This is a genomic window from Arthrobacter sp. KN11-1C (assembly GCF_052180225.1).
Classification (GTDB): domain Bacteria; phylum Actinomycetota; class Actinomycetes; order Actinomycetales; family Micrococcaceae; genus Arthrobacter.
The window spans coordinates 2,255,907-2,281,826 of record NZ_CP197467.1 but is presented as its reverse complement, the minus strand read 5'-3'; the positions used below and the strand labels follow the sequence as shown (position 1 = coordinate 2,281,826).

Here is a 25,920-nt window from a genome sequence, read left to right as displayed (position 1 = left end):
TAGGGTGAGGCATGAGCAATACGGGAAAGACCTGGCACGACAATCACAAGGACTCATTGACGAAGGGTCAACGCGCCGCTGATGTCATGCGCAACGGGATGGGCAGTTGGCCGTTCGTCGGCAGCTTTGTTGGGTTCATGGTCCTCTGGGCAGCCATCAACAGCTGGGCGTTGGCGAACAACGCGTGGGATCCGTATCCGTACATCTTGTTGAATCTCTTCCTCTCGATGTTGGCAGGGCTGCAGGGAGCCATCCTTCTCATCGCCGCCAAGCGCCAGGATGCGATTGCCGCGGCGATGTCCCGGCACGATCATGACACCAACGTGAAATCCAAAGAGGAAATCGACCTGCTCATGTCCATCAACAGCCAGCAACTGGAGATCCTTCGGGAACTTCAGGTACTTGCCGTCGCTGGGAACATCAAGATCGACACAGCTGCGGGCAAGACCTCCGACCGTTCTTAGCGCACTACGCCCAAAATGCACGACGGCGGGGCGTCCGCGCCGGAACCACCACCAGGAAGGAACTCCATGACTGAGAGCAACGATTCGCCGAACAAGCCCAAGATCGCAGCGATCTGGACCGACGGCCTGGGCCGCGCCGGGATCCGTTCGGCGCAGATGCTGCTGGTCATCACCTTCGTTTCGGTGATTGTGTGGGCGATGACCAGGGTGCCACTTGTCATGATCCCGGTTACCATCGCCCTCATTCTTGCCTCCGCAATCTCGCCTCTTGTGCGTTGGCTGACTGCACACCGGTGGCCGCGTGCCCTTGCCGTCGCAGCATCGTTCGTGGGGATCCTTGTTGTCTTCGGCGGCGTCATCACCGGAATCGTCTTCCTTATCAGGGCGCAGTCCAAGGAACTTGCCGTGAAATTCACTGCCGGCATCGACCAATTGCACCAATTCCTGAACAACGGGCCCTTCAGGGTCAGCGACGAGCAGCTCCGCTCCGTGGCCGATTCCGTCCAGCGCTTCTTCACGAGCAGCAGCTTCGGCGCCGAAGCGCTGACCGGCGCCCGTACGGTCGGTGAAATCCTGGCCGGCTTGGTCCTTATGGTGGTGATCTTGTTCTTCTTCCTCAAGGACGGCGAGAAGATCCGGACGTTCCTGTTCGGATTCCTTCCGGCGGCCCATCGCGGGAAGGCGCACTTGGCTGCGGAACGAAGCGCCACCGTGCTGGGAGGCTATGTCCGGGGAACTGCCCTGATCGCAGCTGTGAACGGCGTGATTATCGGGACCGTCCTGGCGATCCTCAGTGTCCCGCTCGCCCTGCCCCTGGGCGTTTTTGTGTTCATCGGCGGGTTCATTCCCATCATTGGTTCCACTGCGGCAGGTACCCTCGCCGTCGGGGTCGCCCTGATCTCGAATGGTCCCGTGACCTCGCTGATCGTCCTCGCTGTCCTGGTGGCGGCCAACCAGCTTGAGCACCATTTCCTCCAACCCGTCCTGATGGGCAAGGTCCTGAGCATTCATGGGCTGGCCATTTTGTTGGCCTTGGCCATTGGCACGATGCTCGCAGGCATTATCGGTGCCTTGTTGGCCGTGCCGACCGCCGCTGTTGCCTGGACCGCCATCAAGACGTGGACGGGGCGCGGTGAAGTGGCGGATATCGCTTCCGACGACGGAACCGTGGCCTGACCAAGGCCCAGGGTCAAATTCTAGGGTTGCGCGAGGAGTTCGTCGTGTAGCTGTTGCAGGTGGGACGGTTGTTCTGCCAGTGCCCGGGTGGTCGGCGGGGGAGCAGGTGCCTGAACGCCCGCAAGCGGGTCGTCGGTGCGGGGGACGGTGAGGCTCAAGGCCCCGCCGACGTCGGCCGCAGCCGCGTCGCGGCGGGTGAGCGCCGGCAGATTCCATCGATGTTCGACGGTCGCCAGGATGCTGGTGTGATCCAGGGGGACAGGACCCGGAGCCCGGAAGACGGTGCCGGCGGGGATGAGCGGACTGATCAGTACCGTCGGCACCCGCACCCCGAAACGGGTGAAATCGAAGCCGAATTCCCCCGGGCTGTTGTCCGGCGGCGTCGCGCCCCAGGGCGGAGCCACGTGGTCGTAGCAGCCGCCGTGTTCGTCATACGTGACGATGAGCAGGGTGGAGTCCCACGCCGGCCCATCGTGGACGGCGCGATAAGCGTCGAGCAGGAACTGCTCGCCGAGCGCGACGTTGTAGTTGGGGTGCTCGCTGTTGCCCGTCGAGGACCAGGACGGTTCAAGGAATGCGTACGCAGGGAGCTTGCCGGCTGCCGCGTCGGCCTGGAAGTCCGCGAACAGGCCAATGTTCGACGCCGGAGCGTGGCGGGTGTCGTCGAAGTCGAGTTTCGTCAGGGGCGAGGCGGTTTCGCCGTAGATCTTCCACGGAATCCCATGGTTGCCCAGGTGCCCGAAAATACTCGGCACGGTGAACCGCTTGGCCTTGTCATCCAGGTTGCCCTGGCTGGTGCCGGCGCAGGCGAAGGCCCGGTTGGGCATCGTCATGGTGGGAGCTGACGCGAACCATGCGTCGCAAACGGCGAATCCCTTCGCCATTGCCGACAACACGGGCAGTGTCTCCGGAGTGAAGCAGCCCATGATCATGTGCTCCGTTGTTCCCGGCACCACATGCCAGCCCTTGGCCAGGTTGTCCTTGATGGCGCCGGCATAGTTGCCCACAAAGCCGGTCATGGAAGGGACAGCCCCTGCGTTCGGCGCGCCGGCGCTGCCATAGAGCTGCTCGTTCGTTGCCTGGTATCCCTCTCCGGGGTCGGCGCCCGGCATGAAGTAGACGTCCGAGGTAGAGGGACGCAAGCGATAGACGCCCACTTGACTGCCATCGGTTCCGGGGCAGGACTCCGTGCCGGTCAGGCCCTCGAACGGCTCTCCCGCGGGTGAAACATTTCCGGAATCGGCATAGAGGTATCCGAGCATGTGATCGAACGAGCGGTTTTCGAGCATCAAGACGACGATGTGCTCGACGGCGTTGAGACCAGTTGCCGCCACGGTGACCATCCCTTCGGGAAGAGTTCCTGTCCGTGCTGAACAGTCTCCCACGCCGTTGTCCTGGCGGATACGGCTTCGGTTCGGCGGTGTTCAGCCGGGAACGTTTGCCATGACGCGTTCACCATTGAAGTATTCGAGCTGCCACCCGTCAATGGCTTGGTGGTGGGCAAGGTTGAGCGCGGCGTTGTCGATGCTGTCGAGGGTGCGGCCGACTGCGCGGCCGAGGCTCACGCGGAGCAATGTCCCGTGGGCGACAACAAGCACGCGGCCGCCGCGGAACTCTTCGGCCAGCGCTTCCAGCGCGGCCAAGCCGCGGGATGCTGCGTCGTCCTCGCTTTCCGCGCCGCGGAAGCCTCCGGGAATGCGCAGTGCGTCCAGTTCAGGTCCTGCCCGCAGGCCTTCGGCAGGTCCAAAGCGCCGCTCGGTGAGCTCACGCACGTGGCGGTCGACGCACAGCCCCAGCCCTGCGGCGATCAGCCCGGCGGTTTCCGCGGCCCGGCTCAGGGGCGACGAAACGACGGCGTCCCACTCGTAACCGGACAGCACGGCGACGGCGTCGCGCGCTTGGCCGCGGCCGACGTCGTTCAGCGGAATGTCGGTGGATCCCTGCAGCCGGCGCTGGGCATTCCAGTCCGTCTGGCCGTGGCGGACGAGGGCGAACGTAGTAAGGGGCATGCTGTCCATTCTGCCTTGAACCATCCGAAGCGGATCAACGCAGGAACGCGAGATTCCGGCGAAGACATTTCAGTTAACCGTCAATAACTCTTTCATTAACCGGCTGTTCGTACTATTGTGCCTGTGGGGGCTGAGGGGCAGCTCGTACCCATGCCAATCTGGACAAATATCAGGGGGGACTTGTGTCCAATAGCAAGCAGGCGCCGGACGAGCCACACGATGTATCGCACGTTGATACTCATGAGTCGTATACGGACGCCGCGGCGCCCAACGATGGTTCCTTCGACCCCGTGAGGTCAAGCCGGGTTCCCAAGCCCACCGTCGGGGTCTGGCGGAACCGGGATTTCTGGCCCTAGGGAGCATTGCCGCGTACAAGTGAACGTGGCATGAAGGTTCGGTCAATAGGCATCGCAAACCCGTAAATCCGGCTTGGGCGACGGCCCGGTCTCTATACGGTGGACGCATGAATGCCTCCCTCAAGCATCGCAGTGCCCTCACCGGCGGACTGGTTGTGGCCGTTGTTTCAGCGCTCCTGAGCCCCGCGGGCCCTGCCCAGGCGGATGATGGCCGGATTGTTCGCAACGGCACGGATCAGGGTTCCCACCTCAACCTTGGCGCCGCCGACCTTCCCGAGAGCCGGACAGTGACAACCCTCGCCCCCGGCGTCACGCTGACCAAAATCAGCCGCGGCGGAGCGGACTCTTCGCTTTTCTGGACAGCCGAAGTGGCCCTCCCCTCGGATTCACCGGATCCGGATGCTCCGACGTCGGCGCTCTCAAGCCAGGACACCGCGCAGCGCACGGCTGACAAGCTCAAGGCCGCCGGCGTCGATGCCCGTGTTGAACATGTCCAGTCGCCGCAGCTTGCCGACGCCGGGGGCGATCTGGGTTACCGGGTCCGCGCCGGCCACCTTGCCGCGCAGGCCGACGGCGCCGCCGTCGTCGCACAGATCAAGGCTTCCGGTTTCGCCTCGTCCGTGATCTACACGGGTTGGGATGGCGACGCCGGGACCAGCCCGACGACGCGCGGACCGTGGAACCTTGACGTCATCACGGTCGACCCCGGAAAGTACCAAGGTCAGCTCGCCGCTTCGTTCGGCACGGATCTTGAGAAGCGGGAGACGACCAGCCAGCTGGCATCGGACGGCCACGCCCTCGCCGCCGTGAACGCAGGCTTCTTCGTGTTCGACCCGAAGGCCGGTGCCGAAGGCGACCCCGCCGGTGTCGGTGTGTACGGAGGGAAGGTTCTCAGCGAAGCCGTGGCGGACCGTCCGGCCTTCGTCATTGACGGAAAGAAGAATGCCAGCAGTATCCAGCGACTGACCTGGTCAGGGAAGATCGCCTCCCCCTCCGGAGAAGCCGCCCTGGACGGCATCGACCGGGTACCCGGGCTGATCCGCAACTGCGGCGGTGCCAACGACTTGCCTACCCCAGGCCCGCTCCAGGACGTGACCTGCACGAACTCGAACGAGCTCGTCACCTTCACTCCGGAGTTCGGGCCGACCACGCCTGCCGGTCCAGGCCTTGAAGTGATGGTGGACAGCCATGACACCGTTACCTCCATCGCCGAAACCCGTGGCGCGGCCGTCCCTGCGGGCGGACACACCATCCAGGCCACCGGAACCGACGTCGCACGGCTCCGCGCCCTCGCTCCTGTAGGCGCGAAGCTGCGGATTGATGCCGGGCTGCTCGGCCAGGACGGGAAGCCCCTGCACACGGACAAGGCCACGAGTGTGGTCAACGGCGGCCCGCTGCTGGTCAAGGACGGCAGTGAAGACGTGACCGTGCGGCATGACGGCATGGTGCACCCCAACGATGGAAACAGCTTCTACTACGGTTGGGTCCACAAGCGGAACCCCCGGACCTTCGCCGGGACCGACGCCCAGGGCAGGACCTTGCTTGTCACCGCGGATGGACGATCGACTGCCTCACTGGGACTGAGCCTGAAGGAAGAGGCCGACGTCGCACTCTCGCTCGGCATGGTCCAGGCCATGAACCTCGATGGGGGAGGATCAACGACAGCGGTTGCCCAAGGAAAGGTCCAGAACAGCCCGTCCGGCGGATCGGAACGCGCCATCGGGGACGCGCTGCTGGTGCTTCCGGGCCGCAAGGACGGGCAGTAGGGCAGAGGACCGTCCAAGGGGAACCAGCTAAATCCAGTCCCGCTTCTTGAAGGCCAGGTACAGGAAGATCGAACCGCCGGCCATGAGTGCGCTCGATAGCCAGAGACCGTAGTCGTTCTGGAAGCCGAAGAAGGGCACGTTCTGCCCGAAGAAGCCGGTCACTGCCGTGGGGACGGCGATGATCGCTGCCCAGCTGGTGACCTTCTTCATGACCAGGTTCATCTGGTTCCCCTGGATGCTGATGTGGGTTTCCAGGATGGTGGTGACCAGGTCGCGGAGCGATTCCGTCCATTCCGAGGCACGCAGCACATGGTCGTAAACGTCCTGCAGGAAGGGCTGCATCGCCGGGCTGCAGCCGACCAGGTCCTCCCGCCGGAGGAGGGTGTTGAGGACTTCACGCATGGGCAGGACGACGCGGCGGAGCCGGACGAGGTTTTTGCGTAGTTCGAAGGTCTTCCGCTGCAGGTCGTGGTCGGGGGAGTGGTCCTCGAAGAGCGACTCCTCGAGGGTGTCGATGTAGCCGTCGAGCTCCTGGACGGCGTCGAAATGCCCGTCGACGATCATGTCCAGCAGGCCCCAGAAGAGGAACGGCACCCCGTGCTGCGCCAGGTCGGGTTCGGCGTCCCAGTGTGCCGTCAGCTTGTCGGTGTCGAACTCGGGCCCGTGCACAGTCACGAGGGCGTTGTGGGTCACGAAAGCCGAGAGCTCGACGACGGCCAGTTCGCCGGTGCCGGGCTGCAACGCCGCCTGGTAGGCCGAGAGGAACAGATGGTTCGGGTACCGGTCCAGTTTGGGCCGCTGGAAGTCGTGGACGGCATCCTCGACGGCGAGGCGGTGGAGCCCGTACACCGTTTCGACGCCGAGCAGGTCATCCGCCGTCGGGTCCGTATAGTCGATCCACAGCACCACGTCATCCTGGCGGGCCAGGGCTTCGATTTCGTGGGCGCGGACGTCGTCGCGTTCGAGTTTGCCTTCGCGGTATAGCCGTATGAACACCATCCGCCCCATGGTACGGGACGCGAATCCGTGCTTCCTGAGGGGCGAGGCTTCCCGGCCACGCCTTGTCCTGATGAGCGTTGAGTCATCCTTCCTAGCCCCTCGCGCGCAGCTCCCGCCGAAGGATCTTTCCTGACGCCGACTTCGGAATGACCTCGACGAACTCGACCGATCGCACGCGCTTGAACGGCGCCACGTGGCCGGCGACAAACTCCATGACGTCCCCGTCCCCGAGCTCGGCCCCCGCCTGCCTGACGACGAACGCCTTCGGTACCTCTTCGCCGTCGTCCGCGTGGACGCCGATGACCGCGGCGTCCGCGATACGCGGGTGGGTGAGCAGGAGCGCTTCGAGCTCGGCGGGCGCGATCTGGTAGCCCTTGTACTTGATCAGCTCCTTGAGCCGGTCGACGATCGTCACGACGCCGTCAGCCGTGACGGTCGCGATGTCGCCGGTGCGGAGGAATCCATCCGGATCGATCGTCGCAGCGGTTGCGTCGGGCCGGTTCAGGTAGCCGAGCATGACCTGCGGGCCGCGGACGAGGAGCTGTCCCGGGGCGCTCGGTCCCTCGGCCGGGACGTCGATCTCCTCGTCGGTGGCGGGATCGAGGAGCTTGCACTCCGTGTTCGGCACGGTGTAGCCCACCGAGTCGAGGGGGACCCGCTCGGCGCCGTCACGCGGAATGGCGTGGGATACAGGGCTCAGCTCGGTCATCCCGTAGCCCTGGAGCATCGTGCAGCCGAGCCGCTTCGCGACGGCGTGCCCCAGTTCGCCGTCGAGGGGCGCCGCTCCCGAAAGCACTGCGCGGACGGACGAAAGGTCGTATTGGTCTATCAGCGGATGCTTTGCCAGTGCGACGGCGATGGGCGGCGCGATGAAAAGGTAGGTACAGCGATGGTCCTGGGTGATGCGGAGGAATTCGGCGAGGTCGAACTTCGGCATCGTGACGAGCCGGGCCCGGTCGCCGAGGGCCAGGTTGAGCAGCACGGTGAGTCCATAGATGTGGAAGAAGGGCAGGACGGCGAGCAGCACGTCGTCGGGAGTCACCCGGAAGAAGGCGCTCGACTGGGCGACGTTCGCCACGAGGTTGTACTGGCTCAACAGGACGCCTTTCGGCGTGCCGCTCGTGCCGGACGAGTAGGGCACGACGGCGGCGGCGTGCGGATCGACGCTGAGCGTCGGCGCGGGAAGACCGGCTTCCAGCACATCGGCGAGCGAGGGATGCCCCGCGGCGGCGGAGAGCTCGCCGCCGTCAAGCACCACGAGCCGTTCCGCCGGAATGCCGGCAGCCAGCGCCGCCGCCTGCGCGCGCTCGAGGAAGGGTGAGACGGTGAAGAGCCAGGAGGCGCCCGCATCGCTGAGCTGGCTGCCTACCTCATCGGCGGTATACAGCGCGTTGACCGTGGTGACGGCGGCGCCCGCACGGAGGACACCGTGGAAGACGACGGCGAACGCCGGCACGTTGGGGCAGAAAAGGCCCACCGTGGTCCCTGGTCCCGCCCCGTGGCTTGCGAGCCAGCCTGCGGTGGCGTCGATTCGGCTGACGAGTTGCCGGTAGCTCATTTCCGCACCGGACGTTCCGTCCACGAGTGCAGTCCGGTCAAGGTCCTCGTCGCTCAGCCCACCGAACAGGTACTCATAGATGGTGACTTCGGGGATCTCTACATCAGCGTACGGGCTGGTGAACATGGCGGCTCCTTCGACGCACGACGCCGGGAGTCGCCGTCGTGGGTCCATTACACCCGGCGGTGCGGGGCCGGGACAAGGGCTGCCGCGGCGGGATGTGCCTTCGGGAGAAGGGTCTACGCCTCAACCAAGTCCGCGCAGGATGCGTCGACCAAGGCGGGTGTGTGCCAAGGATGGCCGCTCCGCTCTCTTTGGGGGAGTGGACTATGGTGCCGTGGGGAAACGGGAAGGGTCGGCATTGGTGGCTTAGGCGGCATGGGGGCCGGATTGGGTTGCCGTACGACGGGAACCGGTGGCGCGGCGGCTGGTCCACGGTGGGGGACTTCCGGGCATAGATCGGTGATCAGTCCCATTCCTGCATATTCGCGTACGTCACTGATGCCGCACACCGCGGCGGGCTTGTCGGGAAAGGACCTGGAGACGGCCACTACGGTTCCGTCCGGCGCTTTCAGCCTGAATTTGAAGCTCGTGTCCTCGTCGATGAAAAGTTCAAACATCCCGGTCATGCGTATCCTCCTGAACAGCGGGCGACACGCGACGCCCGGTAGGTCTCGCCGGGTATGGGTCGCGGCGTTGCGCCCCAGTGGTTTCAGTCCGGCAAATGGATCATCTGACTCACAGTGTGTGGTGCTCGCCACACAGTGTAGTTAACTAAAATACGGCGAAGAATCTCGGCTGGCTAGTGCTGGGGACGGAACGACGTTCAATGCTGCTCGAGGATCCTGTGCGCGTCGTCCTGCGCGGCCAAGGCCCTGTCGTCTACAATCTGGCCTGCCAAGTGTCCGGCGGCGGCGATCGCCCGCCGCAACTCCGCCACAGTGCGGGGATTGTCCACGCCCCGGTGCGCCATGGCGTGGCAATTGGCACACAACGGCACGAGGTCCGCTATGGGATCCAGCCGGTAATTGCCGCCAAGCTGTGAAACGGGAACCACGTGGTGGACGTGGATGTAGTCTTTGCCGATGTCGCCGTAGCTTACTTCGAAGGAGAAGCTGCATGCGGCACAGGACGTTCCGTGGAAAGCCAGGCACACGCGACGTGCTTCAGGGTCCCGTTCGTAGCGGTTCGTGTCGATCCGGCTGACGGCTTCCTCTGGATAGGTTCCGGGGACGATCCGGCACGGCTCCGGGGCCATTGGTCCGTGCTCCCGCCACACGCGCTGAAGGAGGAATTCGGATTCTCTCGGAATGAACCTTCCGGAACCGCGGAAGGTATCCCAGGCCACATCCGGCACTTCACTGGAGAGGACACGGGACGGTATGTGGCTGCCCAGGGGGAGCAAGGCATCGAAAGACACGCTGACGTACCGCGCACTACTCTTCGGCTCGGTGCGTTGTGGCGCCTCGTAGCTTTCGGACATCACGACGCCGTGTCCGATCAGCCCGCGTCCGTGCGGGCCCTCGCCTTGCAGGAGAAGCCACGCTTGGTTGCCCGGCTGGATTTTCCGGTGCCGCCCGACGTTCCACCGCTCCAGGAAGTGCCCTGTTTCGGCGACCTGCTCGATCACAGCCTCGTAGTTCCAGTCGTTCCAAAGCCCTGGATTCCATCCCAGGATGATGGCCACCATGGCTGCTCCTCCCTGCGTGCCGATGAATTTATGCGAGTCGGTTTCGGACGATTTCGCTGACGGCCTTTCCGTCGAAGCGGCCGGCGACCTTTGCTGTGACGGGCTTCATCACGGCCCCCATCTGCCTGATCGAGAGTTCCGTGCCACCGGCCTTCAACGCGGCGATTGCCTCGTCGACGATGTCCTCGACTTCGGCGGGCGTCAACATCTTGGGCAGGTACTCTTCTATGACTTCTGCTTCGGCGATTTCCGCCGCGGCGCGGTCGGCCTCTCCGGCCTCCGTGTAAATGCGGGCCGTGTCCCGGCGCTTGGCGGCTTCCTTTTGCAGCAGGGCGGTCACCTGGGTGTCGTCCAGCTCGACGGGTGTCTTGCCGGACTTCTCACGCGTCTCGATTTCGCCCAAGACGTTGCGGACCGTCGTAAGCGCGGTTTTGTTGCGGTCCTTCATATGGACTACGACGTCGGCATGCAGCCGTTGCTTCAGGGTGCTCATGTGAATTTCCCCTTCTTGGTAGTTGATTTCATTCTTCACGGTCTGGAGCGTCTGTGCAGAACAGCCATGCAGCCAACCGGCCCGGTATCTAAAATTCTGCCTCCGGCGAATCCCCCCCAAGAAGGCCCGCAGAGACGTAGCATCAAGGTAAGCGGCTGCCAGGAGTGTGGCGAAATGTTTGAGAGATTTACGGACCGTGCCCGTCGCGTTGTTGTGCTTGCCCAAGAAGAGGCACGCATGCTCAACCACAACTACATCGGTACCGAGCACATCCTTTTGGGTCTGATCCAGGAGGGTGAAGGGGTTGCCGCCAAGGCGTTGGAGTCGATGAGCATTTCGCTCGATGGCGTCCGCGAGCAGGTGCAGGAGATCATCGGCCAGGGCCGGCAGGCCCCGTCGGGTCACATCCCCTTCACCCCGCGTGCCAAGAAGGTGCTTGAACTCGCACTCCGCGAAGCCCTGCAGCTCGGCCACAACTACATCGGTACTGAGCACATCTTGCTCGGCCTCATCCGTGAGGGTGAAGGCGTTGCCGCGCAGGTGCTCGTCAAGCTTGGCGCCGACCTTGGCCGGGTCCGCCAGCAGGTCATCCATTTGCTCTCCGGGTATGAGGGCAAGGACCCGGCCGGGACGGTCGCCGGACCGAGCCAGGCCGAGGTGGCTCCGGCCGGTTCGGTGGTGCTGGACCAGTTCGGCCGCAACCTGACCCAGGCCGCGCGGGAGAACAAGCTCGATCCCGTGATCGGCCGCGAGCTGGAGATGGAACGCGTCATGCAGGTCCTCTCCCGCCGCACCAAGAACAACCCGGTGCTGATCGGTGAGCCCGGCGTCGGCAAGACCGCCGTCGTCGAGGGCCTCGCCCAGGCGATCGTCCGCGGCAACGTGCCGGAGAGCCTAAAGGACAAGCAGCTCTACACGCTCGATTTGGGCTCTGTGGTGGCCGGTTCCCGTTATCGTGGTGATTTCGAAGAGCGCCTGAAGAAGGTCCTCAAGGAAATACGCACGCGTGGCGACATCATCCTCTTCATCGACGAAATCCACACGCTCGTGGGTGCCGGCGCTGCCGAGGGTGCGATCGACGCAGCTTCCATCCTCAAGCCGTTGCTGGCCCGTGGTGAACTCCAGACCATTGGTGCCACCACTTTGGACGAGTACCGCAAGCACATCGAGAAGGACGCCGCGTTGGAGCGCCGCTTCCAGCCGATCCAGGTCCAGGAACCCTCGGTGGCCCACACCGTCGAGATCCTCAAGGGCCTGCGTGACCGTTACGAGGCGCACCACCGGGTGACCATCACCGACGGAGCGCTGGCGGCCGCGGCGAGCCTCTCGGAGCGTTACGTTTCGGACCGGTTCCTGCCGGACAAGGCCATCGACCTGATCGACGAGGCGGGTGCACGGCTGCGCATCCGCCGCATGACCCGTCCGCCCGAGCTGAAAGCGATGGACGCACGCATCGCCGAGGTGAAGATGGAGAAGGAATCGGCCATCGACGCCCAGGACTTCGAGGGCGCTGCCTCACTGCGGATGAAGGAGCAAAAGCTCGTCGCCGAACGCAGGGAAAAGGAACTGAGATGGAAGTCCGGCGGCACGGAAGGCCACTCGGAGGTCGACGAGGAGTTGATCGCCGAAGTTCTCGCGAACTCCACCGGCATCCCGGTCTTCAAGCTCACCGAGGAAGAGTCCAGCCGCCTCCTCAAGATGGAGGAGGAACTCCACAAGCGCGTTATCGGGCAGAATGAGGCGATCAACTCGGTGGCGCGTGCCATCCGCCGCACCCGTGCAGGCCTGAAGGACCCCAGGCGTCCGGGTGGCTCGTTCATCTTCGCCGGACCCACCGGCGTCGGCAAGACCGAGCTCGCGAAGGCCCTGGCCGAGTTCCTCTTCGCTGACGAAGAGGCCCTCATCACGCTGGACATGTCCGAGTACTCGGAAAAGCATTCCGTGTCGCGTCTCTTCGGTGCCCCTCCGGGCTACGTCGGCTACGACGAGGGTGGTCAGCTGACCGAGAAGGTCCGCCGTCGTCCGTTCTCCGTGGTGCTGTTCGACGAGGTGGAGAAGGCCCATGCCGATCTCTTCAACTCGCTGTTGCAGATCATGGAAGACGGCCGCCTGACGGATAGCCACGGGCGGGTGGTGGACTTCAAGAACACGGTGATCATCATGACCACCAATCTGGGCACCCGCGATATTTCCAAGAGCGTGGCGACGGGTTTCCAGTCCGGCACGGACACCACCACCGGTTACAACCGGATGCGGGCCCGTGTCACGGAGGAGCTCAAGCAGCAATTCCGTCCCGAGTTCCTTAACCGCGTCGACGACGTCATTGTGTTCCCGCAGCTCACGCAGGAGGAGATCATCGAGATCGTTGACCTCATGATCCGACGGCTGGAACAGCATTTGGCCGACAAGGACATGGGCATCGAGCTGACGGACGCCGCCAAGGTCCTCCTTGCGACCCGGGGCTACAACCCGGCCATGGGTGCGCGGCCGTTGCGCCGCACCATCCAGCGCGAGATCGAGGACCAGCTCTCCGAGAAGATCCTCTTCGGCGAACTGCACCCGGGCGACATCGTGGTGGTCGACGTGGACGGCGAAGGCGACGACGCCAAGTTCACGTTCGCCGGCAACGCCAAGCCGCGCATCCCCGACGCGCTGCCCGCCGTGGGCTAGGGCGAGCGGACAGACCGCCCGTGCTGCCGTCGGGCCTGTGTCAGTCGAGCTTGTGTCCGAGCCTGGTGAGCAGGCGTGCGACGGCGTCCTCCGCAGTCGGCGGTGGGCCGAAGACCTCGCGTTGCCGTGAAGTGTCGGCGACATAGCGGCCGGTCCCGAACCACTCCATCATCGCCCCGAGGTCCGGCCCCATCTGGCGGACCGGGTTGAGGACGAGGTCGATCTGCCGGCCGAGCATTCGGGAAGAGATATCGGCGATGTCCTGCATGGTGACCGGCCGGTCCCAGCCGATGTCGATGCGCTGCCCCTCGACGCCGTTCGCGTCGACTGCCGCCGCGAGGTAACCGGCGAGGTCACTGGCAAGAACGTACGTCAGGGGGACGCTTGACGACCCGAACCACATGAGCCGCCCTTCGCTGAACGGGTCGCCGAAGCGGGTGATCTGCTCAAGGAACGCGCCCGGGCGCAGGGCCACGAAAGGGACCCCGAGTTCTTCCAAGCGGTCCTCGGTCAGTTTCTTGTGCCAGAAGTGGGGCACATCCGGCGTCTGATCGCACGTGAGGATGCTGGTGAGGACAAATCGGCGAATTCCGGCGCGGCTGGCCGCATCGACGAGGTTGATGTTGCCCACTGTGTCGGTGAGAGGGGTGTCACCTTCCCGGTGATGGGTGTAACCGGCCGCTGAGGTGATCACCGCGTCGACGCCGTCCATGGCGTGCGCCAGCGATTCGGGGTCCATCATGTCGCCACGGGCGATCGTGGCTCCTGCTTCTTCAAGGCGGCCCGCATCCGAACCGGGCCGCACCAAGGCGCGGACTTGTTTTCCACCGGTTAGCAGCCTGGCCACTACCTGGCTGCCCAGCATCCCGGTGCCCCCGACCACAAGCACTCGTCCAGACTCAATCATTGTCGCCTCCAGCAATCAAACCCATAGGCAATCCCGCGCTGAGGTAAATCTACTCCTGCACTTCGCGGCGCGACCACCAGTTTTCGTTCCTGGCTTACGGATTCAACACTGCGCGAATCGGGGAAACGACTCAGGCTGCGTTCCCTGGTTTATATTTGCCTCACCACACTATCGTTGACCCAATTTCTGGTTTCTGCTACTTTTTAAAACCCATAAGGACGTTTGGAATTTTTGGGGAAATTCATGCGCGCATCAATAAAGGCAACCATTCTCGCCGGCGCAGTCTGCGTTTCCGGCATCACACTGACCGCCGCAACGCTCAACGCTCCTCCGTCGATATCATCAGCCTCAGACGTCGTTCCGGCTTTCTTATCGCGTCAGGCGGAGTCTGATAAATTACCGGACAAATTCATTGCCATTTTTGGGCCAACCGGCGCCGATCTGACAAACGCCCGGTTTCTTGGGGCCGGCCCGAACGCTCGCTACTTCGCCGTCACTCGCGGTTCGGACAAGATTTGCATCGCAACCGTCGGGAAAGCTGCCGAGCCGCTCGGTTTGGCCTGCACAAACGTCAAGGGCTTCGAAGGCTATGGGCTGCGAGTCGGGAACGATGATCACAGCGAACAGGCTTGGTTGATATCTCCACACGGCGCGCCCGGAAATACGCTGAAGAGTGCGGACGCCGTCGTGGCCACGAGAACGGGCGGTCAATGGAAGCAGATTGCCCCCAGCCTCCTCGTACTGGAGCCGAATAGCCAATAGACGGGCAGTCAACGTGTGACATGAAAAACAAACTAATTCTTGAATATGTTGGAGATTATCCTTCAGGGGAGTCTCCCGGATCCCAAAACCATATTCATTGTCCTCGGTGTTGAATCAATCCCCGATAGTCCTGAGGACTACGCACGTTGGGAAGCCAGGGTTTGCCGACTAACTACGTCCAGTCCTGCCACGACTGCTGGCCTGGTTGCCGCTTACGTCCGGGAGCGCCCGCGGCGCGCCACGGCGTCGATGGTCACGGCCGCGACCAGAACCAGCGCCGTGACGACGTACTTGGCCGGTGCGCTGTAGCCCTGCAGGCCCATGCCGTTATCGATCGTGGCGATCACCAGTCCGCCCAAGACTCCGTGCAGCACCTTGCCGCGCCCGCCGAACAAGCTGGTCCCGCCGATCACTGCTGCCGCCACGGCGTAAAGCACCAGCGTGCCGCCGTCGTACGACGTCGAGACGGAGCGGAGCCGCGACGCGTAGACGATTCCGCCGATTCCCGCGGTGAAGGAAGCGAGAATGAAGGCGAGGGTGCGAATGCGCGCAAGGTTCACGCCTCCCCGCCGCGCGGCCTCGGCGTTGCCGCCAATGGCGTAGACGTAGCGGCCGAACCGTGTGCGCCCGAGCAGCAGCGTCCAGGCGGCGAGGACTCCGAGCACCACGAGGAGCACCCAGGGCACGCCGCTGATTTCCACGAGGGTACCCCGGTCGGTATTGCAGAGCCACACGATGGCCACGCCCGCGGCGAGCACCGCTGCGATCTTCAAGGCGCTCACGCTGGCGGGCGGTGCGACGAGCCCGGTTTTGCGGCGGCGGCCGTCCCGCAGCCACGTCCACGCGCTGAACGCCCCGACGACGACGAGCATGAGGATCCAGCTGGTGACCGGGCTGAGGTTGCCGCTCGCGATGTTGTTGATGACGGTGTCGTTGATGGGCACCACGCCGCCGCTGCCGAGGATGATGAGCATCACGCCAAGCCAACCAAGCTGGCCGCCGAGGGTCACGACGAACGACGGCAGGCCGAGCCGGGTGATGATCGTCCCGTGGAGCAGTCCGATCCCGGCACAGCTCAGCAGGCCGACGGCGATCGCCGCCCACCATGGCCAGCCGGTGGACTCCTGGACGAGTTCGGCCATGATGACGCCGCCCACTCCGCCGACGTATCCGATGGACAGGTCGATTTCGCCGAGCAGGAGCACGAAAACCTGGCCCATCGCCAACAGCATGAAAACCGAACCCTGGATGAGCAGGTTCACCATGTTGCCGGGAGTCATGAAATTCGGGTTCAGGGATTGGAACAGCACCGAGATGAGCAACAGGCCCGCGAGAACCGGCAGCACGCCGCTCTCGCCGCCCCGGACCCGCGCGAACGCCGCGCGGAAATAATCGGGCAGCGAGGTCGCGGTGATGTCCGGGTTCAACGCCAATGCGGCCTTCCGCTTGGCTGCAGCCGTGGTCGGCTCGTCCTGGAGCACCGCCGCCGCGGAAGGGAGCGGACCCTTGGCGGCGGTCAGCTGACGGTTCGACGGCGATGGCGGCGCGAGTTCCGGCCGTGCCCGATCGGAGAACCCCGTGGTCATCAGGTCCACCACGATCTGCCGGTCCATCTCCGTGACAGGCCGGACGGCAACTAGCTGCCCGAGCCTGAGCACGGCGATGCGGTCCGCGACTTCGAACACGTCGTTCATATTGTGTGAGACGACGATGACGGCCACTCCGCGGTCGGCGAGCTGGCGGATCAGGTGAAGGACCACCTCCGTCTGGGCAACGCCGAGGGCCGCGGTGGGCTCGTCCATGATGACGAGCTTCGAGTTCCACAGCACCGACTTCGCGATCGCCACGGACTGGCGTTGCCCGCCGGACAGCGACGCGACCGGCTGCCGGATCGACCGCACGGTGGTCACGGCCAGGCTCGCGAGTGTCTCCCGTGCCGCGATCTCCATGCTCTCTTCATCAAGGAGAAGGTGGCGGAGGCGTTCGCGGCCGAGGAACAGATTCTGCACGATGTCGAGGTTGTCGCACAGTGCAAGGTCCTGGTAGACGGTCTCGATGCCGAGCGCTGCGGCTTCGTGCGGCGAATTCAACCGGACGGGCTGGTTTTCCCAAAACACCTGCCCGTCGTCGGGGGCGTGAATGCCGGCCACGCACTTGATCAACACCGATTTGCCCGCGCCGTTGTCGCCGGCAAGCGCAGTCACCTTGCCGATCGGCACCTCTAGGGTGATATCGACCAGTGCTTGCACCGGCCCGAAATTCTTGTCGATGCCCTCCAGCCGGAGGAGGGGCCCGACGTCGGCGGGGTCCGGGGCTGCCAGCTCACTCATCGTTGGGACTACTGGATACCTGCCGCGGTGCACGCGTCCTTCACTTGCGAGACGCACAGCGAAGAACTCGTTACGGCACCGTCCTTGACCACTGTGTCCGCCATGTTCTTCGTAGTCACCCACAGCGGGGTCAGCAGGACTGATGCGACGTCGGACTTCGCGGTGTCGTCTGTGGTCTTGCCATTCACGAGGGTCGACGGAACGGTAACGCCCGCCCGAAGGTAGAGTGCTGCCGCGGCTGCCGCCTGGGCCTCAAAGTAGATCGGCTTGTACACCGTTCCGCACTGGTAACCCTTCAGGATGTTCTGCAGGCCGGACAGGGACGCATCCTGTCCCGTCGTCGGGAAGGTCTTGGCGGGGATCTGCTTGCTCTGCAGGTAGGCGATCACGGCGTTGGCGTTGTCGTCGTTAGGCGTGACCACCGCGTTGATGTTCGGGTGGGCGGTGTATTGCTGGGCGAAGGTGGTCTGTGCCACCGACGGCGTCCAGGTGCCCGCCGGCTCTCCTACGTTGACGTACTCGCCATTGTCGAAGTGCGGCTTGAGCACGCCGTTATAGCCTTCGGCGAACAGTTTCGCGTTGTTGTCGGTCGGATCGCCGTCCATGACCAGGATGTTGGGTTTGGTGACTTTCCAGTCCGCGAGGCACGTGACTTCGCCCTGGCCGATCAGCTGGCCAACCTTGACGTTGTCGAAGCTCACGTAGGTGCGGTCCGTGGCCCCGCCTTTGACGAGCCGGTCATAGTCGATCACTTTGACGCCGCGTGCGCTGGCGGCCGCCTCGATGGCTGCGCCCGATCCGGAGTCGAGGGCATCGACAAGCAGCACGGAAGCCCCGGCCGTGATGTCAGCCTCGGCTTGCGTCTGCATGGTGCTTGCGCTGCCTTGCGCATTGTCGATCTTGAACTTGGAAGAGTCGAGTCCCGCGGCTTCGAAGGCCTTCTTCAGGTAGGGGGCATCGAAGGTGACGTACCGCGCGGAGGTGGTGGTGTCCGGCAGCAGTACCCCGACCATCCCTTTGCCTTGGGATGCGAGGGACGTGAGTTGTTTCATCGCCGAGAAGTCGGCTGTGAACGCATCCGCAGAGATTTGCGGCACCGCTCCTCCGGAGCTCGTGGCGCTCGACGTCGACGATGTGCTCGTGCTCGAGCATGCGGCGAGTGCCGTGATAGCGAGGGTTGCAATGAAGGCGGTTCCGGCGCCTCGTGCCGGGACCTTCATGTTTAACATTTCTTTCCTTCCATTGGTTTCGACAGCAGGCGACCTGGCGGGGTCGGGCCGGAACCTGGGCGTTGGCGCCGGACGCAGGTCCACGCCGGAGGCCACGGCGGTTCTCACCAACGGACGTCGAAGAGCCAGCACTCGGCTGACTGCGACTTTACGACCAGCGACTCGATATCACGGGGTCCTCTCCGGACGGACATGCCGGCGACGCCGGGCACGTCCGTCGATGTTGCTCTATGACTACGTTGTAGACCGGAAGTCTGCTCTTAGCAAGGCTTCGTGCGGGGCAGGATTCGACGATGGGATGCCGGGAAGCAGCCGGGCTCGCATTTTGTTACATCAATACCGGAGTACCTGCCCGATACCCCGGGATGCAGTCCACATCACAGAGGTGGGTTCAATGAAGAAATGGACGCGATGGCAGGATTGGGTCACGGTAGTTGCCGGGCTCTACGCTGTGCTATCAGTCATCTGGACCAAGGCGGCCGGCGGCTCGACTGCCTTGATGCTCGTGTTCGGCGCATTGCTGGTCATCAGCGGCGTCATCAATCTGGCCATCCCCGGAACCCCGGTCATGGAGTGGATCCAGGCAGCCTTTGGCGCCCTGTTGTTCCTTTCTCCGTGGTTCGGTTCCTACGCCACGCAAACCGGCGTCGCCTGGACGTCCTGGATCACTGGTCTGGTGGCGCTCGTCGTCACCGCGATGGCGATCAAACCCAGCACCGAGGAGCACCGGCATCACATGGTCAGCCCTTCGCACTGACGGGATGAAACACCGAGGTGCTGAAACACTGAAGTGCTGAAACGCCGAACAGCGGGAACATCGACCGGCGGGCCCTCATCGGACCCGCCGGCCGCTTGCCAAGTCCTGTAACGCCGTGTCGACCTCAGGGGGTGAGCAGGACCTTGATGGCGCGACGTTCGTCCATGGCGCGGTATGCCTCGGGCGCTTCCTCGAGCGGCATCACGGTGTCGAAGACGCGGCCCGGATTGATCTTGCCGTCAAGCACGTCCGCGAGCAGTTCGGGGATGTAGGTGCGGGCAGGTGCCATGCCGCCGGCGATCGAGATGTTCGTGTCGAACAAGTAACGCAGCGGGGCTTCGGCTCCGCCCGTCGGGACACCAACGAAGCCGAGGGCACCGCCCGGGCGGACACTGTGCAATGCCTGTTCCATGGATTCCTTGGTTCCGACGCACTCAAGCACCGAGTCGGCCAAGACGCCTCCCAGCAACTCCCGGACCTTGGCTACGCCGTCCTCGCCGCGCTCGGCGACGATGTCGGTGGCCCCGAACTCGAGGGCAATCGCCTGGCGGTCGGCGTGCCGGGACATCGCGATGATTCGTTCGGCTCCGAGCCGCTTCGCTGCGAGCACGCCGCAGAGTCCCACCGCGCCGTCGCCGACCACGACGACGGTCCTGCCGGGGCCGACCTTCGCCGCGAGGGCTGCGTGGTGGCCGGTCGCCATCACGTCGGAGAGCGTCAGCAAGCTCGCGCGGAGCGCGTCGTCGGGTTCCGTGACGCCGGGAACCTTGACGAGGGTGGATTCGGCGAGGGGTACCCGCACGGCCTGGCCTTGGCCGCCGTCGATCGCGTGCCCGCTGTCATCTTTGCCGCCCCAACCCGCCAGATGGTCGCAAGCAACCGTGACGCCGCCCAAGCACTGCGGGCACGCGCCACAACTGACCAGGAAGGGAGCGATGACGAAGTCGCCCACCGCCAAGGTGGTGACGTCGTCGCCGATGCTTTCCACCGTGCCGATGAATTCATGCCCGATGGCCGAAGGCCCGTGGGTGGGCTTGACGCCGCGGTACGGCCACAGGTCCGATCCGCAGACGCAGGAGGCAGTGACTTTGACGACGACGTCGGTGGGCAGCTGGACCGTGGGGTAGTTACGGTCTTCAACACGGATGTCGCCGGGACCGTGGATGATGGTGGCGCGCATGGGGGCTCCTCAAATGGTGGTTGTTGGGCTTGAATCGAGTCTATCCCCGCGGTGCCTATGGTCTTGTACTCCCCGGTAGCCAGCGGGGTGCCCGTCGACGTCGCTCGCGGATATCCTCGGTAGGTATTCTTCCTGAGCCTGCCTTCCAGATTGGCGTGCTAATCTCCCTTGGCCGAACAGACAGTTTCGTGGCGGATGCACCCTGGTTTCCGCGGACCACCGGCTCTTAGACCTATTGATTGGAATCCGCATGCCCGTCCCGATTCTCACCGCGCGCGAGTTAACCAAAAGTTACGGGCGCGGTCCTGACCGCTTCGACGCGCTCAAGGGTGTCTCCTTGGACATTCAGCACGGAGAATCCGTGGCGATCGTCGGCAAGAGCGGATCGGGCAAGTCGACTCTCATGCACCTTCTCGCTCTCCTGGACACCCCCGGGACCGGCACCATCACGGTGGACGGGACGGAGGCCCGGAGCTTGAACGGCCGGAAGCTGAACGGTCTACGCAACGAGATGTTCGGATTCGTCTTCCAGCAGTTCTTCCTGAATCCTGCTGCGAGCGTGCTCGAGAACGTGGTGCTTCCCCTGAAAATAGCCGGTGTGGGCGCCAGGGAACGGCGCCGTCGGGGCATGGAAGTCCTGGAACAGCTCCAGCTGGCGGACAAAGCGCGGAACAAGGCCTCGAATCTTTCGGGAGGACAGAAGCAGCGAGTCGTCATCGCCCGCGCTTTGGTGAACAAGCCCCAGGTGCTTTTCGCGGACGAACCGACGGGTAACCTCGACACGGCCACGGGCCGGATCGTCGAGGACATCCTGTTCGACTTGAACCAGAACCACGGCATCACCCTGATTGTCGTCACGCACGACCACGACCTCGCAGAGCGCTTCCAGCGCCGCTTGTACATCCGCGACGGCCTGCTGATCACCACGGACGAGGAGCACGCGGCATGAAACCGCTCGAAATACTGAAAACAGCCATCGCGAACAGCTTCCGCAGCAAACTGCGTACAACGTTGACTGTCCTGGCGATCTTCGTCGGCGCTTTCACCCTGACCATCACCAACGGCCTGGGCACGGGAATCTCGAACTACATCGACTCCCAGCTCGCCGCCGTCGGGCCCGGCAACGCCTTCACGGTCACCAAGACCGACACCACCGGCAACACGGGCACGGGGCCTAAGAAATACGATCCGACGATCAAGCGCGTGGCCGCTGGCGGCAGGCCCGGATCCTCACAGCTCACCTTGGGGCAAGCCGACCTGGACAAGATCGGCGCCATTCCCGGCATCACCGGCGTCGCCCCCGTCACCCGGATCAGCCCGGACTACATCCAGTGGAGCAGCCACGACAAGTACCAGCTCTCGGTCAGTGCCCTCGCCGGGGCCCGGCCCCAGCTCGCCTCCGGGACCAACCTGGACGACACCAGCAGCCAGACCCAGCTGCTCCTGCCGATCAGCTACATCGCCCCGCTCGGATTCGCCGACAACGGCCAAGCGATCGGTCAGGACGTGAACATCGGCATCACCGACGCCACCGGTTCGATGCACATCGTGGCCGGGCGCGTCGCCGGCGTCGAGCAGGACAGCCTGCTCAGCAGCTCCGGGATAGCAGTGAACAAGGCCCTTTCCATGGCTCTGACGCAGGCCCAAGCCACAGGCGCCCTTTCCACAGCTGCCAGCACGTGGACCGACGCCACTGCGAGCTTCGCGCCTTCGTCCGCGGCCCAAGTGAGTGAGATGAAATCCAACCTCAGCGCAGCTGGGTACACCGCGCAGACCCTCGACGACCGGATCGGCACCGTCAAGACCGTGATCAACGGGATCATCGGAGTGCTGGACGCTTTCGCGGTCATCGCCCTTCTGGCAGCGGGATTCGGCATCGTCAATACGCTCCTCATGTCCGTCCAGGAACGCACCCGCGAAATCGGCCTCATGAAAGCCATGGGCATGGGCAGCGGTTCCGTGTTCGCGCTCTTCAGCACGGAGGCGGCGTTTATCGGCCTTCTCGGAAGCGTCATCGGCTCGGCGGCGGCTATCGGCCTCGGCACCGTAGTCAGTGGTGCCCTCGCCCGCGGTCCGCTCAGCGACCTCGCCGGGCTTCACATCCTTGCCTTCGCACCAGGCCCGGTTGCCGCCGTCGTCCTCCTGGTCATGGTCATCGCGTTCATCGCCGGCACACTTCCCGCGTGGCGCGCGGCGCGGCAAAATCCCATCGATTCGCTGCGCTACGAGTAGGTGACGCGGGTTCCTGTTCAGCGGCACCATGCTGAACAGGAACCTGCATCAGTGCTGGAATTTCTCCCGGGCTTCGCGCTGTTGCCGCTGAAGCTTGGCTTCCGCTTCCGTCCGCCGCTGACCTACGATGCGCATCTGGTGGGTGGTCGGGTGCTCGTATTCCTCCGCGGGGATACCCTTTTCCCTGAGCAGGTTGTGGCCGGCGGCCGGGGACCCGAGCTTTTGGTCTTGGGTTTCGCTCATACCAAAATCGTCCCACTGGAAAGTGGGCCCCAAAAGGGTTCAAAATCGTTCGAAGGGCGGGAGCCGGCGCGCCGCTACATCAGCCACTGGACTGAGACGTTCATGGCGAGCAGGGCATTCGTCAGGGGCGCAAGTATCGAATCGTCGGCTTCCATGCGATGCAACGTTGCCACGAATTCATCTATTTGGGCGGTGGTGAACCCGCCGTCCCGGAGTTGCTGGATAGCAAGCTCGGTATTCTGCTTCCGGGTGTTGCTGAATCGCGGATTGACCTCTGGCTGTAACGGTTCCGAATCCATGACCACTGCTTGCCCCCGATGTTTCCCTTTGCGTAGGACGCTCCCCGCATAAGGTATTCCTGCCTCACAAATGCTACTATCCCAAACCGTGTGTGGCGCAACCTCGGCAGCCAATACCATGGGGCAATGATGGATAAGTCGTCGGTTCCCGGCGCGTTGAAGCACGAGGTTGCCCGTGATCCTCGCCGCGTGCACTGGATGGAGCTGTTCTTCGACCTCGTCTTTGTCGCGTTCGTCGGCCAACTTGCGCGCGGGATCCACGGCGATCCTGGATCGGCCCAATTTGGCACGTTCATCCTGCTCTTCTTTCCGGCGTGGTGGGCCTGGGTCAACATCGTTTCCGTCGTCAACCTCCTGCCCGGTTTGTCGTCCCGGGCGCTGGGTGTCGCGATGCTCGCGGCCATGGCTGCGGCGAGCATCATGGCCGCTGCCGCGCCCGGTGCCTTTGGCGAAAGGGCGTGGGCCTTTTCGCTGGCCAACGCAGCGATTCGCGTTGTCCTCCTGGTCCTGTGGCTGTACCAACACCGCGAAAATTCGTCCGAAACTCCGTGGCGCATCTGGATCTACAACGGCGGCACAGCTGTCCTCTGGCTGATCTCTGCCTTCTTGCCGCTCCACATCGCGGTGGTTCTGTGGGCTGCCGCGATCGTCGTCGAGGTTGGGATGGTGGTGGTTGGAGCCCGCCTTTGGCCCGAGCGGAGCATCGGTGGCATCAACGTCGAACACGCTTCGGAACGGCTTGGCCTGTTCGTCATCATTGTCCTCGGCGAGTCCATATTCACGATCGTCACTGAGGTGTCCGATGATTGGGGTCCGGGCGCCGGGCTGGTCGGCGCTCTCGGATTCCTGGTGGTGGCATTCCTCGGCTGGGCGTTCTTCCAGTACGGCACCGGGACCATCACCGCGGGTCTTGAGCGACTCCAGGCCCGCTCCGATTTCGCCGGGATCCTTCAGACCACGTTGTTCATGCCGTTTCTCCTGGTGCTGGGGGTGACTGCGATTGCCGGGGCGATCGCGACAGCCATTCCAGCACCCTTTGAGCATCTGCCGTTCGGTTCCGGGATTTCCCTCGGTGGAGGCCTTGCCCTCTTCTATGGATGCAACGCGATCGTGTCGCTTCGTTACGGCCAGCCACCACGCGCAGTGCTGCCGTGGGCAGTTCCCACCGTGGTAATCGCCGTCGTGCTCGTACCGGTGAGCGCCGTGGTTCCCGCCGCCGTCGTTCTGGCACTTTCCGCGGTGGTCCTGCTCCTGGTCACGGCCTACGTGGAGATTCACAGACGACGGCGGCACGCCCCAACTAGCTGACAGTTGTTGTCGTTCTGGGGCGTCAAAACGACAATAACTGCGAGTGAGTTGGGTCAGCCGTTGATCACCTGGGGGACACCCAAAGCTTTGAGTCCTTCGGCGCCGAATTCGAGGCCGTAACCGGACTGCTTGGCGCCGCCGAAGGGGATGCGGGGGTCGACGGCGCCGTGTTTGTTGATCCAGACGGTGCCGGCTTCGAGTCGCGCCGCTACCTGGCGGGCGGCGTCCAGGTCCGTGGACCAGACGGAGGCGCCGAGTCCGACGTCGAGCGCGTTCGCCATCGCCACTGCCTGGTCAACGGAGCTGTAGCGGATGATCGGCAGTGCCGGGCCGAATTGCTCCTCGGCGACGAGCGGGTTGTCGTTGTCGATGTCGGCCACGAGGGTGGTGGGGTAGAAGTTGCCGGGCTGGCCGGTCTCGGGGTTGCCGCCGAGCAGGATCCGGGCGCCGGAGTCCCGGGCGGCGTCGACGAGGCGGGCGACAATGTCGAATTGCTGCCGGTTCTGCAGCGGGCCGAGGACGTTCCCCTCATCCAAACCAACGCCCATGGGCATCGCGGCGGCCACCGCAGTGAGCTCGGTGCAGACGGCTTCGTAGAGGGAGTCGTGGACGTAGAGGCGCTTGAGTGCGGCGCAGGTCTGGCCGGTGTTGATGAAGGCACCCCAGAAGAGGCCCTCGGCGATGGCGGCGGGGTCGGCGTCGGGCAGGACGATGCCGGCGTCGTTGCCGCCGAGTTCGAGGGTGAGGCGCTTCACCGTGTCCGCGCTGGAGCGGATGATGGCTTTGCCGGTGGCGGTGGAGCCGGTGAACATGACCTTGCCGATGGCGGGGTGGGTAGCCAGCGCCTCGCCGACGTCGCGGCCGCCGGAGATCACCGTGAGGAGGCCTTGGGGGAGTTCTTCGTTGATCACGGCGGCCAAGGCCAGGACGGACAGTGGCGTGTATTCGGAGGGTTTGACGACGACGGCGTTGCCCATGCGCAGGGCGGGGGCGATCTGCCAGACGGTGATCATCATGGGCCAGTTCCAGGGTCCGATCGCGCCCACGACGCCGATGGGCCGGTAGTGCAGTTCGGCGCGGGTTTCGCCGTCGTCGACGACGGTTTCCGCATCGAGCGGGGTGGCGGCGGTGGCGCGGAGCCACGCGGCGCAGGCGCCGACTTCGAAGCGGGCGTTGGGGCCGTTCAAGGGTTTGCCTTGCTCGCGGGAGAGCAGGCGGGCGAGTTCCTCGGCGGAGCGCTCGACGGCGTCGGCGGCCTTCAGGAGCGCAGCGGACCGGGCGTCGTGGCCGGCCGCAGCCCACGCCGGCTGGGCTGCCTGGGCGGCGTCGATGGCGGCCTGCAGGTCCTCGACAGTGTGGACGGGCGCCTCGCCGACGGCGGTGCCCGTGGCGGGGTCGAAGATGGTCCGGGTTTCGCCGGCGGTCGGGGTGATTGAAGCGAGGAGGGCGTCGTAGCTTTCCAAGGGGTTACTCCACTCTGAGTTGGTAATGG

General features: G+C 64.3%; 23 protein-coding genes. 9 read left to right on the top strand and 14 right to left on the bottom strand.

Annotation, left to right across the window (positions count from 1 at the left end; all coding sequences use genetic code 11):
• The first annotated feature begins 11 nt into the window (after window positions 1-11).
• Window positions 12-464, top strand: coding sequence for a DUF1003 domain-containing protein (locus ACSBOX_RS10650; RefSeq protein ID WP_442542404.1), 453 nt, complete (start codon window positions 12-14; stop codon window positions 462-464).
• Between the two features lie 66 nt (window positions 465-530).
• The gene (locus tag ACSBOX_RS10645) at window positions 531-1,640 is read left to right on the top strand and encodes an AI-2E family transporter (RefSeq protein WP_442542403.1); all 1,110 of its coding nucleotides are present in this window, start codon (window positions 531-533) and stop codon (window positions 1,638-1,640) included.
• A gap of 20 nt (window positions 1,641-1,660) precedes the next feature.
• On the opposite strand, the gene ACSBOX_RS10640 is transcribed toward ACSBOX_RS10645, so the two are convergent.
• Together ACSBOX_RS10640 and ACSBOX_RS10635 are read right to left on the bottom strand one after the other, a co-directional pair.
• Window positions 1,661-2,974, bottom strand: coding sequence for an alkaline phosphatase family protein (locus ACSBOX_RS10640; RefSeq protein WP_442542402.1), 1,314 nt, complete (start codon window positions 2,972-2,974; stop codon window positions 1,661-1,663).
• A gap of 90 nt (window positions 2,975-3,064) precedes the next feature.
• On the bottom strand, window positions 3,065-3,649 hold the full coding sequence (locus ACSBOX_RS10635; protein ID WP_442542401.1) for a histidine phosphatase family protein: 585 nt from the start codon (window positions 3,647-3,649) through the stop codon (window positions 3,065-3,067).
• A gap of 463 nt (window positions 3,650-4,112) precedes the next feature.
• On the opposite strand from ACSBOX_RS10635, the gene ACSBOX_RS10630 reads away from it, so the two are divergent.
• Window positions 4,113-5,771 carry a phosphodiester glycosidase family protein gene (locus ACSBOX_RS10630; RefSeq protein WP_442542400.1) on the top strand — a complete coding sequence of 553 codons (1,659 nt, stop codon included), beginning with the start codon at window positions 4,113-4,115 and terminating at the stop codon, window positions 5,769-5,771.
• 27 nt (window positions 5,772-5,798) lie between these two features.
• On the opposite strand, the gene ACSBOX_RS10625 is transcribed toward ACSBOX_RS10630, so the two are convergent.
• The 5 genes from ACSBOX_RS10625 to ACSBOX_RS10605 all read right to left on the bottom strand — a co-directional run bounded on the left by ACSBOX_RS10625 (window position 5,799) and on the right by ACSBOX_RS10605 (window position 10,511).
• Window positions 5,799-6,770: a magnesium transporter CorA family protein gene (locus ACSBOX_RS10625; protein WP_442542399.1), complete on the bottom strand. Its 972-nt coding sequence runs from the start codon at window positions 6,768-6,770 to the stop codon at window positions 5,799-5,801.
• Window positions 6,771-6,861: 91 nt separating this feature from the next.
• The gene (locus tag ACSBOX_RS10620) at window positions 6,862-8,454 is read right to left on the bottom strand and encodes an AMP-binding protein (RefSeq protein WP_442542398.1); all 1,593 of its coding nucleotides are present in this window, start codon (window positions 8,452-8,454) and stop codon (window positions 6,862-6,864) included.
• Between the two features lie 113 nt (window positions 8,455-8,567).
• The gene (locus ACSBOX_RS10615) at window positions 8,568-8,948 is read right to left on the bottom strand and encodes a YegP family protein (protein WP_442546017.1); all 381 of its coding nucleotides are present in this window, start codon (window positions 8,946-8,948) and stop codon (window positions 8,568-8,570) included.
• A gap of 206 nt (window positions 8,949-9,154) precedes the next feature.
• A complete protein-coding gene (locus tag ACSBOX_RS10610) occupies window positions 9,155-10,018 on the bottom strand; it encodes an HNH endonuclease (protein WP_442542397.1) in 864 nt (287 codons plus the stop codon).
• Between the two features lie 28 nt (window positions 10,019-10,046).
• Window positions 10,047-10,511: a GatB/YqeY domain-containing protein gene (locus ACSBOX_RS10605; protein ID WP_442542396.1), complete on the bottom strand. Its 465-nt coding sequence runs from the start codon at window positions 10,509-10,511 to the stop codon at window positions 10,047-10,049.
• Between the two features lie 174 nt (window positions 10,512-10,685).
• On the opposite strand from ACSBOX_RS10605, the gene ACSBOX_RS10600 reads away from it, so the two are divergent.
• Window positions 10,686-13,181 (top strand): ATP-dependent Clp protease ATP-binding subunit, encoded by a 2,496-nt coding sequence (locus ACSBOX_RS10600; protein ID WP_442542395.1) that lies wholly within the window; start codon window positions 10,686-10,688, stop codon window positions 13,179-13,181.
• Window positions 13,182-13,221: 40 nt separating this feature from the next.
• On the opposite strand, the gene ACSBOX_RS10595 is transcribed toward ACSBOX_RS10600, so the two are convergent.
• Window positions 13,222-14,088 carry an SDR family oxidoreductase gene (locus ACSBOX_RS10595; protein WP_442542394.1) on the bottom strand — a complete coding sequence of 289 codons (867 nt, stop codon included), beginning with the start codon at window positions 14,086-14,088 and terminating at the stop codon, window positions 13,222-13,224.
• 222 nt (window positions 14,089-14,310) lie between these two features.
• Here ACSBOX_RS10595 and ACSBOX_RS10590 point away from each other — a divergent pair, with 222 nt between their 5' ends.
• Window positions 14,311-14,850, top strand: coding sequence for a hypothetical protein (locus ACSBOX_RS10590; RefSeq protein WP_442542393.1), 540 nt, complete (start codon window positions 14,311-14,313; stop codon window positions 14,848-14,850).
• A gap of 212 nt (window positions 14,851-15,062) precedes the next feature.
• Here the strand turns inward: ACSBOX_RS10590 and ACSBOX_RS10585 are convergent, their stop codons facing one another.
• The gene (locus tag ACSBOX_RS10585; protein WP_442545936.1) at window positions 15,063-17,180 is read right to left on the bottom strand and encodes an ABC transporter permease subunit; all 2,118 of its coding nucleotides are present in this window, start codon (window positions 17,178-17,180) and stop codon (window positions 15,063-15,065) included.
• An 8-nt stretch (window positions 17,181-17,188) separates the two neighbouring features.
• On the bottom strand, window positions 17,189-18,409 hold the full coding sequence (locus ACSBOX_RS10580) for a sugar ABC transporter substrate-binding protein (RefSeq protein ID WP_442545935.1): 1,221 nt from the start codon (window positions 18,407-18,409) through the stop codon (window positions 17,189-17,191).
• Between the two features lie 394 nt (window positions 18,410-18,803).
• Here ACSBOX_RS10580 and ACSBOX_RS10575 point away from each other — a divergent pair, with 394 nt between their 5' ends.
• The gene (locus tag ACSBOX_RS10575; RefSeq protein WP_442545934.1) at window positions 18,804-19,166 is read left to right on the top strand and encodes an SPW repeat protein; all 363 of its coding nucleotides are present in this window, start codon (window positions 18,804-18,806) and stop codon (window positions 19,164-19,166) included.
• A gap of 124 nt (window positions 19,167-19,290) precedes the next feature.
• On the opposite strand, the gene ACSBOX_RS10570 is transcribed toward ACSBOX_RS10575, so the two are convergent.
• A complete protein-coding gene (locus ACSBOX_RS10570) occupies window positions 19,291-20,346 on the bottom strand; it encodes a zinc-dependent alcohol dehydrogenase family protein (protein WP_442545933.1) in 1,056 nt (351 codons plus the stop codon).
• Window positions 20,347-20,596: 250 nt separating this feature from the next.
• On the opposite strand from ACSBOX_RS10570, the gene ACSBOX_RS10565 reads away from it, so the two are divergent.
• Window positions 20,597-21,295, top strand: a complete 699-nt coding sequence (locus tag ACSBOX_RS10565; RefSeq protein WP_442545932.1) for an ABC transporter ATP-binding protein — start codon at window positions 20,597-20,599, stop codon at window positions 21,293-21,295.
• Window positions 21,292-22,578 carry an ABC transporter permease gene (locus ACSBOX_RS10560; RefSeq protein WP_442545931.1) on the top strand — a complete coding sequence of 429 codons (1,287 nt, stop codon included), beginning with the start codon at window positions 21,292-21,294 and terminating at the stop codon, window positions 22,576-22,578. The genes ACSBOX_RS10565 and ACSBOX_RS10560 overlap by 4 nt, the downstream gene beginning before the upstream one ends.
• A gap of 48 nt (window positions 22,579-22,626) precedes the next feature.
• Here the strand turns inward: ACSBOX_RS10560 and ACSBOX_RS10555 are convergent, their stop codons facing one another.
• Both ACSBOX_RS10555 and ACSBOX_RS10550 read right to left on the bottom strand, forming a co-directional pair.
• Window positions 22,627-22,821 carry a hypothetical protein gene (locus ACSBOX_RS10555; protein ID WP_442545930.1) on the bottom strand — a complete coding sequence of 65 codons (195 nt, stop codon included), beginning with the start codon at window positions 22,819-22,821 and terminating at the stop codon, window positions 22,627-22,629.
• Window positions 22,822-22,895: 74 nt separating this feature from the next.
• Window positions 22,896-23,120, bottom strand: a complete 225-nt coding sequence (locus ACSBOX_RS10550; RefSeq protein WP_442545929.1) for a hypothetical protein — start codon at window positions 23,118-23,120, stop codon at window positions 22,896-22,898.
• A gap of 126 nt (window positions 23,121-23,246) precedes the next feature.
• On the opposite strand from ACSBOX_RS10550, the gene ACSBOX_RS10545 reads away from it, so the two are divergent.
• Complete coding sequence (locus ACSBOX_RS10545) at window positions 23,247-24,428, top strand: low temperature requirement protein A (RefSeq protein ID WP_442545928.1); 1,182 nt, start codon at window positions 23,247-23,249, stop codon at window positions 24,426-24,428.
• 53 nt (window positions 24,429-24,481) lie between these two features.
• On the opposite strand, the gene ACSBOX_RS10540 is transcribed toward ACSBOX_RS10545, so the two are convergent.
• Window positions 24,482-25,891, bottom strand: a complete 1,410-nt coding sequence (locus ACSBOX_RS10540; protein WP_442545927.1) for an aldehyde dehydrogenase family protein — start codon at window positions 25,889-25,891, stop codon at window positions 24,482-24,484.
• Between the last annotated feature and the right edge of the window lie 29 nt (window positions 25,892-25,920).